Origin of the sequence: Tessaracoccus caeni (assembly GCF_029211185.1) — a bacterium.
Taxonomy (GTDB): domain Bacteria; phylum Actinomycetota; class Actinomycetes; order Propionibacteriales; family Propionibacteriaceae; genus Arachnia; species Arachnia caeni.
Window position 1 is genome coordinate 276697 of record NZ_JARGDO010000001.1, and the last position, 13222, is coordinate 289918.

Sequence of the window (13222 nt, forward strand, 5' to 3'; positions counted from 1 at the left end):
ACTCCACGCCAGGACGCGGACGGATCCGGTCGATCTTGAGCTGCCGGCGCGCCTCTACGACCACCCTCGGGTGTCTTTTGGAACGGATTGACCGTCCCGCCTTACCTGGAACAACCCCAAAAATGGGAGGGCCTGTCAGAACCTCCCAGCCGCCGGTAGCTCTGGAGTTGTCTTGAGGTACGACGACAAGCGCGGCATAGAAGTCGTCCACTCGACATGCGCACGTAAGGAGACGAGAAAGTGGTTCTAGACCAGGCCTACACGCTGAACAATCGTGTGACTATCCCGAAGCTGGGGCTAGGCACCTGGATGATCGACAACGACCAGGCTGCTGGTGCAGTCCGTGCGGCGGCCGAGATCGGTTACCGCCACTTCGACACTGCCGAGGGCTACGGCAACGAGCAGGGCGTCGGCGAGGGTATCCGCTCCTGCGGCCTGCCCCGCGATGAGGTGTTCGTCACCACCAAACTTGAGGCCGACTACAAGACCTACGCCGAAGCCAAAGCCGGGATCGAAGGATCGCTGCGCGATTTGGACATCGATTACATCGACCTGATGATCATCCACGCCCCCCAGCCCTGGGCACACTTCCGTGCCGACGACCACTACTTCGAGGGCAATCTCCAAGCCTGGAAAGCCCTCGAGGAGGCACATCAGGCCGGGAAGATCCGTGCGATCGGCGTGTCCAACTTCGAGCAGATCGATCTGGAGAACCTGTTGGCCAACGGCAGCGTCAAACCCACGGTCAACCAGATCCTGGCGCACATCAGCAACACCCCATTCGACGTGATCGGCTTCTGCCAGGACAACGGCATCCTGGTAGAGGCCTACTCCCCCATGGGACACGGCGAGATCCTGCACAACCCCACCATCGTCGAGATGGCTCAGCGCTACGGCGTCACGGTGGCGCAGCTGTGCATCCGTTATTGCCTCGAACTCGGCATGCTGCCCCTGCCCAAGACCGCCAATCCCGATCACATGCGCACCAACGCGCAGGTGGGCTTCACGATCTCCGCAGAGGACCTCGAGGATCTGAAGAATGTCACCCCCATCGAGAACTACGGCGATGCCAGCCAGTTCCCCGTCTACAGCGAACAGGTCTAGCCGGGATACTGGTTGTCTACTCAAGAGGGGTGGAGATGAAGGACGAGGTACGGGAGTTTCTGGTCGCCCGGAGGGCGAGCGTGACCCCAGAGCAAGCGGGGCTCACCCGATACGACGACGACCGGCGCGTGCCGGGACTGCGTCGCGAAGAAGTCGCGCAGCTCGCGGGTGTGAGCACCGACTACTACACGCGGCTCGAACGCGGCAACATCCGGGGCGCCTCAGACAGTGTGCTGGAAGCCATCGCCCGAGCGCTCCGGCTCACCGATGTGGAACGTGAGCATCTCTTCCGGCTCGCCCGCCCTGTCACATCTCCACCGCGGACAATGCCTCGGCGTGTGCGCCCGGCCATCCAGCGTCTGCTCGACTCGTTCACCACGCCCGCCGTGGTTTACGACATCACTCAGGAGATCATTGCCTCGAACATGCTCGGCCGGGCACTGTTCGCACCACTGTTCGAGTCCGAGCGACCGAACATGGCGCGCTTCGCCTTCCTCGATTCACGAGCACCACGCTTCTACAAGGACTGGCCGATGGCGTGCAGCCTCACCGCTGCGACGCTCCGCTTCGAGGTGGGAAAAGATCCCCTGAACGAGGAACTCACCGCTCTCATCGGTGAGCTGTCCACCCGCAGCCCACAATTCCGTCGTGACTGGGCCGACCAGGACGTCCACGAACACCGCACCGGCAGCAAGGGCTACAACCATCCCGCCGTCGGCGAACTCGACCTGCACTTCGAGAACCTCGAGATGCCCGGCGAGCCTGGCCTTCAGATCCTCACCTACACCGCCGAGGACGGCAGCCCTTCAGCCAAAAAACTGGGGTTTCTAGCTGCTTGGGCCGCAGATCAGGTGCCCTGCAACTCCACCTCCCGCTCAGGAGAGACCGATGCGTAGGCCGATGGTGTAGTCGGTCGACGCATAGAAGTAGCGATAAGTGGTGGTGAAGCGGTAGTCGTCGTTGTAGTAGAAGCTGCCGCCCCGCTTGATGTAGTTGTCGCTGGGCGTCGTGTTCTCGGGATCGGTCTGCGCCTCGCTCGGGTACGGCGCCGCATAGTCGGAGACCCACTCGTACACGTTGCCGCTCATGTCATAGAGGCCCAGCTCGTTGGGCTTCTTCTCCATCACCTTGTGCACGCTGTCGCCGTCGTCGCTGGTCCACCCCACCTCCGACAACGTGTCGCTACCCGCATAGGTGAAGCCCTGACTCTGGTTGCCGCCCTTGGCCGCGAACTCCCACTGGGCCTCGGTGAGCATGTGGAAGTTGCGATCGGCTGGAATGATGCCGGCCTCGTGGGCCTTCTCGTTGAGACGCTCGACGAACTCACGGCTGTCAGGCACCGTGATGCTAGCTACCGGATACGAAAGGTCCCCCTCATCGTGGCTGCCATCCATCACTTCGTCCCACAGCGCGATCGTCACCTCCGTCTGGCCGATCAGGTACGGCGACAGCGTCACCTCATGCTCTCCCGCCTGATTGGCCACCTGCGTTCCACCACCAGCCGCGCGCTCGTCATCGCCCATGGTGAAGGTGCCGCCTTCCACCAGGATCATGGTGAACTCCACGCCGTTCAGGTCGTAGGTAGCAGTCTGCAACCCGTCATCAGTGGGTGTTTCTGTCGTCTCCGTTGCGCTGGGGGCTGGGATTCACGGGCGTGCTCTCCTTCGGGCTGCTCGTCTCTTCGGTGGGCTGAGGGGCCGGGCTGGGAATGCCGCTTCCCAACGGCTCCGCGGGCTCCGTCGGCATTGATGGCTTTGCACAACCCGACAAAGAAAGCCCGAGTACGGAGCCGAGGACGACTGTCGTCAGAAGTCTCTTGCTATTCATGCGGCGCTCTTCTCTTCTCCACGTTCACCGCGTCCCATACAACAGCACCCGAGCGTGGCACTGGGAGGGCCTGTCAGGCCCTCCCAGCAAGTGCCCTTTCGCCTGCTACTCCGGGCGGAGTTCCAGTAGGCGGGCGTCGGAGCCGTCCTCGACGACCCATCTCGCGTGTTCTCTGAAGCACGCTGACCCACACGATGATCTGTCGTCCCAACGATCTCCCGTTGGCGACATCGACGCGAAGGACACCGCCTTCACGGCGGCGTTGACTCGGCCGAGTAGCTCAGGCGGTGTCACCGCCTGGCGTACCGAGGTACTCTACAGGTTGAACAACCCTGTGCCCGCCCCGGCCACAGGCCCATATCAGACACGCAGTCGCATGCGTTGGATGGCTGCCTCTAGCGGATCGAGGTCGTCCTCCACTGTCGCCTGGATGACAGACAGGGAAGAAGTGAAGTAGCGATGCGCGAGATGATCGCGCATTCGAGCAACCTGTCGCCACGGCACCTGTGGCTCCGTCGCAGTCAATTCAGGGAGAGCGTCTTTACCGCCTCGCCGATCTCGATGAGGCGCATTCGAACCGCGTCGAGGACGAGCTCATCAGTGAGCGGCCCCCGGGTAACATGCGATCGAATAGCAGCGATCGCTTCAGAAATGCCGTCCAGCCGAGCGACATCGCGCCTGGTCACAACGGTACCAACTCGGGTTCGAGCGCAGCGCGGATCGCCGGACGCAAGTCGGCCTCAGGTACAAGGTCAACCTCCGTCCCCAAGACCTCCTGCAGATCGTCCACGACTCGCCCAAGCGTCAACAAGCCGATTCGCGACGGAAGATCAACGAGAAGGTCGACGTCGCTGCTCTCCACGTCTTCTCCTCGAGCGACGCTGCCGAAGAGGCGGACGTTCGTGACGCCGTACTCGGCCAACACGCGCAGCACTTCATCGCGACGCGCGGCAACAACTCGACCGATCGGCCCGGACAGCCGAGTGCTTTGGGATACCGCGCTCATAGCCTGATTCTACTCCGGTCGTAACTCCAGGAGGCGGGCGTCGGAGCCGTCCTCGAGGAGCCAGATCGCGCCATCCGGGGCCTGGGCGACGGCGCGGATGCGGTTGTCCATCGGCCAGATCTCCTCGTCGACGGCGTCCTCGCTGTCCAGGTCGACGCGGATCAGCGCCTCGCCGGACAGCGCACCGAGGAAGGCGTCACCGCGCCAGTTCGGGAAGAGTTCACCGGAATAGATCATCAGCGAACCAGGCGAGACGCTCGGGTTCCAGAACGCCTTGGGCGCCTCGAAGCCGTCACCCTCCTCGTGGTCGGGAATCTCGCCGCCACCGTAGTGGGATCCATTCGAGGCCTCCGGCCAACCGTAGTTGCGCCCCGGCAGGATGAGATTCAGCTCGTCGCCACCCTGCGGTCCCATCTCCGACGACCACAGCCGGCCCTCCGCGTCGAGCGCCAAGCCCAGCGGGTTGCGGTGCCCCATGGTGTAGAGCTGGTCGGTCACCGGCGCGCTACCGAAGGGGTTGTCGGGCGCCGGCTCGCCGTCCAGGGTCAGCCGCACGATGGCACCGAGATTGCTGGAGGGATCCTGCGCCGGGTCCATCTCCTGCCGCTCCCCCGAACTGACGAACAGGTGCTCGCCGTCGATGAGCAGACGCAGCGAGAAGTGGCCGTTGCCGCTCAGCTTGGGGGTCTGCTCCCAGATCCGTTCGAGGTTCGTCAACGCTGCGGCGTCCACGTCGAGGGTCGCCTTTCCGACGACACCCCCGGTCTCGCCCGACCCGTCGGCCTCCACCCAGCTCACGTACACAGCACCGTCGGCGAGGAAGGTCGGGCCCGGAATGAGGTCGGCCAGCCCACCCTGGCCGCGGTCGACGACGTCGGGCACCCCGGAGACCTCGCGCACGTCACCGCTGGCATCGCGCAGCTTGATCCGGCCCGGGCGCTCCGTGATCGCGAGGGTCTCCGTGCCGGGCAGGAAGGTCATCGCCCACGGTTCGTCGAAGGTCCCGTGCTCGGTGACGACGAACTCGTGGGTGCCGCCCTCCTCCGGCGGCACGACCTCGGTCTCCGTCACGCTCGGGGTCGGCGACGGGAGACTCGGGGGCGTCGTCGCAGGCGACGGGGACGCGCTGGGTGTCCGGCTGTCGGTGGGTGTCGGCTCAAGCGGACTGGAGCAGGACACCACCATCAAGACCAAGGCCAAGGGGGCCAGACGCACCACTCTCATGTACCGACCGTACCCGGTCGTCGTAGTCGCCGGGGTGGATACCGGCGCCGGTGCGGCGTCAGTAGACGGTCAGCCCCCGGGCGGCGAAGATGTCGCGCACGTGCTTGGTCAGCTCGATCGACGGCGGCTGGGTGTCGCCGAGTTGGTAGGTCATGCCGATCTCGGCCCACTTGTCGCGCCCCATCTGGTGGAACGGCAGCACCTCGACGCGCGAGACGTGGCACAGCGACGCGGCGTAGTCGGCCACGCGCGCGACGCTGTCCAGATCGTCGGTGAGGCCGGGAACCAGCACGTAGCGCACCCAGATCTCGCGCTCCAGCGCATCGAGGCGACGTCCGAAATCGAGAGTCGGCTGGAGGGTACGCCCGGTGACCCGCTTGTAGGTCTCCTCGTCGCCGGCCTTCACGTCCAGCAGCACCAGGTCGACGTCGGCCAGCAGCGCGTCGGTGGCGTTCTTGCCGAGGAAGCCCGAGGTGTCCAGCGCCGTGTGAATGCCGAACTCCTTGGCGCCCCGCAGGATCCGCGCGGCGAAGGCCGGCTGCTGCAGCACCTCTCCCCCGGACAGCGTGATGCCGCCGCGCGTAGCCCGGAACACGCCCCTGTAGCGGTAGATCCGCGCCAGCAGGTCGGTCGCCCGCACCGGAACACCGCGCCGGGCGCTCATGGTGTCGGGGTTGTGGCAGTACAGGCAACGCAGCGGACAGCCGGCGAAGAAGGTGGTCATCCGGGTGCCGGGACCGTCGACGGCGGTCACCAGCTCCCAGGAATGCACCAGGCCGATCTCACCAGTGCGGGTACCCATCAGCAGGGCGTGCCGGTCGGCGTCCTCCATGACGGGGATGCCACCGAGCATCCGGGCCGATGTGGCAGACGCCCCGGTCTGAGCCGGGGCGTCTGTGAGGCTGCTCGTCACGTCAGACGGACTCGTGGAACGTCCGCGACAGCACGTCGAGCTGCTGCTCCCGCGTCAGCTTGACGAAGTTCACCGCGTAGCCGGAGACGCGGATGGTCAGCTGCGGGTACTTCTCGGGATTGTCCATCGCGTCGAGCAGGGTATCGCGGTTCAGCACGTTGATGTTCGCGTGGTAGAGCCCCTCCCCCATTCCGGCGTCGAGGATGCCGACGAGGTTGGTGATCCGCTCCTGCTCCGTGCGGCCGAGCGCCGGCGGCGTGATGGTGTTGGTGAGCGAGATGCCGTCGAGGGCGTCGTCGTACTCCAGCTTTCCGACGCTCATCATGGAGGCGATCATGCCGTGCGTATCAGCGCCGTTCTCCGGGTTGGCACCCGGGGCGAACGGGGTGCCGGCGCGATGCCCCGACGGGAACGAGCCGGTGTTCTTGCCGTAGACCACGTTGGAGGTGATCGTCAGCACCGACTGGGTGGGGATCGCGTCGCGGTACAGCTTGAGCTTGCGGATCTTGTCCATGACGGTCTTGACCACCCGCTTGGCGATCTCGTCCGCGCGGTCGTCGTCGTTGCCGTAGCGGGGGAACTCGCCCTCGGTGATGTAGTCGATCACCAGGCCGGAATCGTCGCGCACCGGGGTGACGGTGGCGTACTTGATGGCCGATAGCGAGTCGGCGACGATCGACAGGCCGGCGATGCCGCAGCCGAGGGTGCGCACGATGAAGTCATCGTGCAGCGCCATCTCGATGGCCTCGTAGGCGTAGCGGTCGTGGCAGTAGTGGATGATGTTGAGCGCCTCGACGTAGGTGCCGACCACCCAGTCGAGCATGGCGTCGTACTTCGCCCAGACGGTGTCGAACTCGAGCGGGCCGTCGCCGGTGATGGGCTCATAGCCCTGGACGATCTGCTTGCCGGTCATCTCGTCGCGACCGCCGTTGATGGCGTAAAGCAGGGCCTTCGCGCTGTTCAGACGCGCGCCGAAGAACTGCATCTGACGGCCGATCGCCATGGGCGAGACGCAGCAGGCGATGCCCGTATCGTCGCCCCAGTGGGCGCGGATCGCGGCGTCGGACTCGTACTGGATGGCTGAGGTCTCGATGGAGATCAGCGAGCAGAACTCCTTGTAGCCCTCGGGCAGCGCGGGATCCCAGTAGATGGTGATGTTGGGCTCGGGCGCGGGGCCGAGGTTGCGCAGGGTCTGCAGCAGCCGGAACGAGGTCTTGGTGACCAGCGTGCGGCCGTCCTCGGCGAAGCCGCCGTCGGACCAGGTGGCCCAGTAGGGATCCCCGGAGAAGATCTGGTCGTAGTCGATGGTGCGCAGGAACCGCACGATGCGCAGCTTGGTGACCATCGCGTCGATGGCCTCCTGCGCCTCGGCCTCGGTGAGCAGGCCGGCGGCCATGTCACGCTCGGCGTAGATGTCGAAGAAGCCCGAGAGGCGGCCGATGCTCATGGCGGCGCCGTCCTGGCTCTTCACGGCGGCGAGGTAGGCGAAGTAGGTCCACTGGACCGCCTCGATGAAGTTACGGGCCGGGCGGCCCAGATCGAAGCCGTAGCTGGTGCCGAGGTTCTTCAGCTTCTTCAGCGCCTTGATCTGCTCGGCGTGCTCCTCGCGGTACAGCGCCCATTCCTCGCTGAACGGCAGCTCGTTGACGGCGTCCTTGTCGGCCTGCTTGGCCTGGATCAGCCGGTCGACGCCGTAGAGCGCGACGCGACGGTAGTCGCCGATGATGCGCCCACGGCCATAGGCGTCGGGAAGGCCGGTGATGATGTGCGAGCTGCGAGCGGCGCGGATGCGCGGGGTGTAGATATCGAAGACCGCCTCGTTGTGCGTCTTGCGGTACTTGGTGAAGATCTCCTTGACCCGCTCGTCGGGCTCCAGTCCGGCCTCGCGGATCGCGGTCTCGACCATGCGCCAGCCGCCGGCAGGGATCATCGCGCGCTTCAGCGGCACATCGGTCTGCAGGCCGACGATCACGTTGTCGTCCTCGCAGATGTAGCCGGCGGGGAAGGCGTCGATGTCGCCCGGGATGTGGGTCTCGACGTCGTAGACCCGCTTGGCCCGCTCGACGCTCAGGAACTCGCGCTGCAGCGTGTCCCACACGGTGAGGGTCTTGGCCGTCGGGCCCTCGAGAAAGCCGGCGTCGCCGGTGTAGGGGGTGAAGTTGGCGAGGATGAACTCGCGGACATCGACCCTCTCCTGCCACTCGCCGGGGGCAAAGCCTTCCCAGGGGTCTTCACGGAGGGTGTCGTCGCGGGTGAGGAACGAGGCGGTCATCGTGCTCCTAAATAGAAAGATCTCCTGCTCGGCTGCACAAGTGCACCGCTGTTGACGACGCTTCGCTGAGGAACTCCCGACGTTCCCCATCGACCCACGTTGCCCTGCGATGTCGCCGGCGCCTGGCTTGATACTACATTGCGTAGGGTTAATCCAATAATCTTGGGTTCCATAACTGCATAAAGCGTCATGGCGGACACCTGGAGAGGCATGGCCGCCGCTAGGCATACCTCGCGAACGGATTACACAACGGAGACGTCCCTAAATTTGGGGATCGCCCCGGAGCGCCTCGTTCCCTAGCCTTCCTAGAGCCTGTTTAGGCAAGCCTTACCTCATTCAAGGAGAGACATGACGCGTACCGGAACGTCACGGCGTTCGAAGGGCCTGGCCGCTGCTGCCGCCACCTTCGGCTGCCTGGCCCTGACCGCCTCGCCCCTGAGCGCCTCGGCCGCCGGCCCCGACATCACCCCGATCATCACGAACCACGGTGCCTCCGACGTCGCGGACGCCTATAACGGCATCGTCGCTGCCCCCGACGGCGGCACCTACAACGTCGGCTACCAGGTGGTCTCCGGCACCAACCGCGCGCTTCTGATCACCAAGGCCAATGCCGACGGCACGCTGGACACCAGCTTCGGCACCGACGGTCGCGCTGTGATCGACCTCGTCAGCGAGTTCCACGAGGCCGTCACCACCAACCCCGGCGGCAAGGAGACGGTGAAGGGCGTGGCTGTCGACAATCTCGACCGCCTGCTCATCGTCGGCGAGATCGAGGGCGATCAGTCGACCGCCGCGAGCGCCGTCGACACCGACATCTTCGTCGCCCGCGTGCACCCCAGCGGCGCGCTGGACCGCAGCTACGGCACCGGCGGCTGGACCCGGATCTCGTTCGGCGACGGCGTGAACCCCGCGGGCGGGAACGCCATCCCGGACGCGGCCGGGTGGGACATCTTCGTCCGGCCCAACCAGAAGGCGATCATCGCGGCCTCGATCGGCACCGACTCCGCTGGCACGCGGACCGGGCGCGACGCGGCCGCCATCCAGTTCACCTCCGCGGGCAAGCTCGACACCTCCTTCGGCGACGGCGGCGTCGCCAGCATCGAGACCCCGTTCAGCGACAACCTCCGCCGCGGCTTTCTCGATGACGACGGCTCGTTCTTCACCGGCTCCTACGCGAACGTCGGCATGAACAACCAGCCCTTCATCCAGAAGTTCACGCCCGACGGCACCCCTGACGCCTCATGGGGCAACGACGGGCTCGCCACCGCCTACCCCGGCGGCAAGGGCGGGTTCGCCGAGGCCTACGGCCTGCACAAGGACGCCAACGGCAACTACATCGTCAGCGCCTACGGCTACCAGGGCGGGCGCACCGGCGCCGCCGCCGGCAACAGCGTCGACGCCGTCTTGTTCAGCCTCAAGCCCAACGGCTCCCTGAACACCGCATGGGGCGATCGTGGCTTCGTCGGCTACCACATGGGTGAGGACGGCAACAACAGCGGCGACCGCCATCGCGACCACACCATCCTGCCCGACGGCCGCATCGTCGGCATCGGCGGCACCAGCGGAACGTCCGACGCGCTCGTCACGCTGACGCTCCCCGACGGCACGCCGGGTACCGCTAAGGCGATCGACTTCGGCGGCGCCGACGACTACCTGTGGGGCATCACCACCATCGGCAACGGCTACCAGGTGGTCGCCGCCGGCTATGGCAACGGCGACGCCCAGCTCGTCACCCTCGACTTCACGCCCGCCGCGTCCGCGGTCGCCGTGCAGGCGGGCGCGGCGAGCGCGCCGTTCGGCGCTGCCAACACCGCATCGATCACCCTCGCTGTGGCCGGCGAGGCGGCGGCGGGAACCGTCGATGTGGCCCTTGACGGTGCGGCGCTGTCGTCCGTCTCGGTCGGCGCCTCCGGCACCGCAACCGTCGACCTGCCGCGCGACCTGAAGCCGGGTTCGCACACCCTGACCGCCAAGGTCGCCGATGGCGTGGGTGTCAAGGGCTCGGAGGGAAGCAGCAGCTTCACCGTCACCAAGGCGTCCACCTCGTCCACCGTCTCGGTCTCGAAGGCATCTGCTGTCCAGCAGGCGACGGCGACGATCAAGGTCGCCGCTCCCGGCACGCCGTCGGGCTTCGTGCCCACCGGCGCCGTCACCGTGTACGACGGTTCCAAGAAGATCGCCACCGCCACTCTGAAGGCGGCCGACAAGGGCACCGTCAAGGTCAAGCTGCCCAAGCTCTCCGCCAAGACCCACACCATCAAAGCCACCTACGCCGGCAATTCCTCCGTGTCCGGTTCCTCGGCTACCGCGAAGGTGAAGGTTGCCAAGGCTGCCTCGAAGACGTCGGTCAAGCTCTCGAAGTCGACCGTCAAGAAGTCGCAGCAGGCCACCGTCACCGTGAAGCTGGCCGCGAGCGGCGCGCCGAAGGGCTACGCCCCCACCGGCACCGTCACCGTCTACGACGGCTCCAAGAAGGTCGCCACCGTGAAGGTGAAGGCGTCCGACAAGGGCACCGTCAAGGTGAAGCTGCCGAAGCTCTCCGTCAAGACGCACACCATCAAGGTGAACTACGGCGGTAGCTCCGAGGTGGCGGCGTCCTCGGCGTCGGCCAAGCTGAAGGTCACCAAGTGACAACCCGATCACTCCGGGTGGGGGTTGCGGCGCTCGTCGCCGCAGCCCTCGCCATGGGCGGCCTCGTTCTCGGGGCCGCCCCTGTGCATGCTGCGGGCCCCGTCACCATCACCGACGCGGTCTCCGGAGCCACGATCACGCTGAGCTCGACGAAGATCAAGCCCGGCGAGACCATCCAGATCTCGGGCACCGGCTTCACGCCGATCCAGGGCAGCACCGGCGACCCGCTGGTCGCGGTGCGCCCCTACGACTTCGACAACGGGCCCGCCTGGACCGTCGGCGGCACGGACGCCCATTTCCCCGCGAACCCGAGTGTGCCGCCCGCCAGCGAGGCCAAGTACTGGTTCGTCACGCACCACGAGACCGGCACGTTCAGCGGCACGCTCACGGCCCCCTCCGGCTTGACGGCCGCAGGACCGCTCGGCAACGGGCAGCACTGGCTCCGCATTCTGTCCGGCGCCTTCTTCACGTCGACGGGCGACCGGCTCACCAACCCGATCACCTTCCAGGTGCCGTTCACGGTCGCCCAGCGGAAGGCGGAGCTCGGCCTCACCAGCCCGACCAACGTCTTCCAGGCAGGGACGATCTTCCGGCCCGGAGCGCAGGTCACTCTGCGCGGCGAGGACTTCGCCCCGAACCAGGCGCTTGAGGTCGCCGTCGTGGGTACATCCATCAGCACGACGGTCACGACGGACGCCGAGGGCAGCCTGCCCGCGTCGGCACGTCTCGCACTCCCGGCCGACATCGCGCTCGGCGCCCAGGTCCTGCGCATCGGCACGGGTGGAGAGGCCGTCAGCGTCCCCTTCACCGTCGTCGCACCGCCCACCGCCACCGTCGTGACCTCCGTGGTGCGCCCCGGCGGCACCATCGCCTACGACTTGACGGGATACATCGGCGTGGGCGGCGCCGCGCAGAAGGTGGCCGTCGTGGTCAGCGAGCAGGTGCTCGCCTGCATCCAGACCGACGCGAAGGGCGCGGCCAGCGGCACGGTGACGCTGCCGACGACCATCGCCGACGCCGTCACGGTCGGGTTCAACGTGGGCCTGTCCTGCCTGCTCCCGCCGACCGGCGTGATCAACGACCAGCCCATCTCCCGCATCGCCCCGACCTTGACGGTGAGCGACACAGCTCCCGCCATCAGCGTCGCGGAAGGTTCGGTCGGCAGCTCGATCGCCGTCGTGGGTTCCGGTTTCACCGCGAACGCCGACGTGCAGGTCACCTTGGGCTCGCATTCGGCCGGCACTCTACGAGCCGACGCGTCCGGCGCGGTGTCCGGTTCGGTGACCGCTCCCTCCAGCGCCGGGACATTCCGCGCGCTGGCGAGCGACGGCACCAACGTGGCGGCCACGTCAGTGGTCGTGGCGCCGCAGTCCACCTTCACGGTCGCGTCCGTGACGATCACCGGAAGCGCGAAGGTCGGCAAGACCCTCACCGCGAAGGGCTCATGGCAGCCTTCCCCCGACGCGGTGAGCTACCAGTGGAACCGCGACGGCAAGGCCATCAAGGGCGCCACCAAGTCCAGCTACCTGGCGACCTCCAGCGACTCGGGCGCGCAGATCAGCGTGACCGTCACCGGCACCAAGTCGGGCTACACCGCCGCGAGCGCCACGTCGTCGTCGGTGAAGGTCACCAAGGGCGCGCTGACCTCGGCCACGCCGAAGATCAGCGGCACCGCGAAGGTCGGCAAGAAGCTCACCGCCAAAGCAGGAACCTGGACCAAGAGCACCAAGCTCACCTACCAGTGGAAGCGAGACGGCAAGTCCATCAAGGGTGCGACGAAGTCGAGCTACACCCTGACGGCCGGCGATCTGAAGAAGAAGATCACCGTCACCGTCACCGGCAAGCTCTCCGGCTACACCACCGTCGCCAAGACCTCCAAGGCCACCGCGAAGGTCGCCACCGGAACCCTGACCTCGGCCACGCCGAAGATCAGCGGCACCGCGAAGGTCGGCAAGAAGCTCACCGCCAAGGCCGGCACCTGGACCAAGGGCACCACACTGTCCTACCAGTGGTACGCCAACGGCAAGGCCCTGAAGGGCAAGACCGGCAAGACCCTCACCTTGTCCAGCTCGGTCAAGGGCAAGAAGGTCACCCTCAAGGTGACCGGCGCCAAGTCCGGCTACTCGAAGGTCACCAAGACCTCCAAGGCGACCGCAAAGGTCACCTAGCAGAGGCATATCATCACGGTGGCGGCCGGGGCTTCTGGCCCCGACCGCCGCCGGCCTTTTCCTCGTCGACGCCCGGC

At 66.4% G+C, this 13222-nt stretch carries 10 protein-coding genes; 4 read left to right on the forward strand and 6 right to left on the reverse strand.

Annotated elements, in window-relative coordinates; translation table 11 throughout:
* Nucleotides 1-240 precede the first annotated feature (240 nt).
* Nucleotides 241-1104 (forward strand): aldo/keto reductase, encoded by an 864-nt coding sequence (locus tag P0D62_RS01320; RefSeq protein ID WP_275700807.1) that lies wholly within the window; start codon nt 241-243, stop codon nt 1102-1104.
* Nucleotides 1105-1139: 35 nt separating this feature from the next.
* Nucleotides 1140-2000 (forward strand): helix-turn-helix transcriptional regulator, encoded by an 861-nt coding sequence (locus P0D62_RS01325; RefSeq protein WP_319946973.1) that lies wholly within the window; start codon nt 1140-1142, stop codon nt 1998-2000.
* Here the strand turns inward: P0D62_RS01325 and P0D62_RS01330 are convergent.
* The 6 genes from P0D62_RS01330 to pflB all read right to left on the reverse strand — a co-directional run bounded on the left by P0D62_RS01330 (nt 1980) and on the right by pflB (nt 8346).
* A complete protein-coding gene (locus P0D62_RS01330; protein ID WP_275700809.1) occupies nt 1980-2699 on the reverse strand; it encodes a formylglycine-generating enzyme family protein in 720 nt (239 codons plus the stop codon). The two genes, P0D62_RS01325 and P0D62_RS01330, sit on opposite strands and share 21 nt — an antisense overlap.
* Before the next feature lie 592 nt (nt 2700-3291).
* Nucleotides 3292-3456 carry a HepT-like ribonuclease domain-containing protein gene (locus P0D62_RS19135; RefSeq protein ID WP_406708202.1) on the reverse strand — a complete coding sequence of 55 codons (165 nt, stop codon included), beginning with the start codon at nt 3454-3456 and terminating at the stop codon, nt 3292-3294.
* Between the two features lie 157 nt (nt 3457-3613).
* The gene (locus P0D62_RS01335) at nt 3614-3937 is read right to left on the reverse strand and encodes a nucleotidyltransferase family protein (RefSeq protein WP_275700810.1); all 324 of its coding nucleotides are present in this window, start codon (nt 3935-3937) and stop codon (nt 3614-3616) included.
* A gap of 9 nt (nt 3938-3946) precedes the next feature.
* A complete protein-coding gene (locus P0D62_RS01340; protein ID WP_275700811.1) occupies nt 3947-5161 on the reverse strand; it encodes a PQQ-dependent sugar dehydrogenase in 1215 nt (404 codons plus the stop codon).
* Nucleotides 5162-5219: 58 nt separating this feature from the next.
* Entirely contained in the window at nt 5220-6074 is an 855-nt protein-coding gene (gene pflA / locus P0D62_RS01345) for a pyruvate formate-lyase-activating protein (RefSeq protein ID WP_275700812.1), read from the reverse strand.
* Between the two features lies 1 nt (nt 6075).
* Complete coding sequence (gene pflB / locus P0D62_RS01350) at nt 6076-8346, reverse strand: formate C-acetyltransferase (RefSeq protein WP_275700813.1); 2271 nt, start codon at nt 8344-8346, stop codon at nt 6076-6078.
* A 348-nt stretch (nt 8347-8694) separates the two neighbouring features.
* On the opposite strand from pflB, the gene P0D62_RS01355 reads away from it, so the two are divergent.
* Both P0D62_RS01355 and P0D62_RS01360 read left to right on the forward strand, forming a co-directional pair.
* Nucleotides 8695-10977 (forward strand): Ig-like domain repeat protein, encoded by a 2283-nt coding sequence (locus tag P0D62_RS01355; RefSeq protein WP_275700814.1) that lies wholly within the window; start codon nt 8695-8697, stop codon nt 10975-10977.
* Nucleotides 10974-13145 (forward strand): hypothetical protein, encoded by a 2172-nt coding sequence (locus P0D62_RS01360; RefSeq protein WP_275700815.1) that lies wholly within the window; start codon nt 10974-10976, stop codon nt 13143-13145. The genes P0D62_RS01355 and P0D62_RS01360 overlap by 4 nt, the downstream gene beginning before the upstream one ends.
* The last annotated feature ends 77 nt before the right edge of the window (nt 13146-13222 follow it).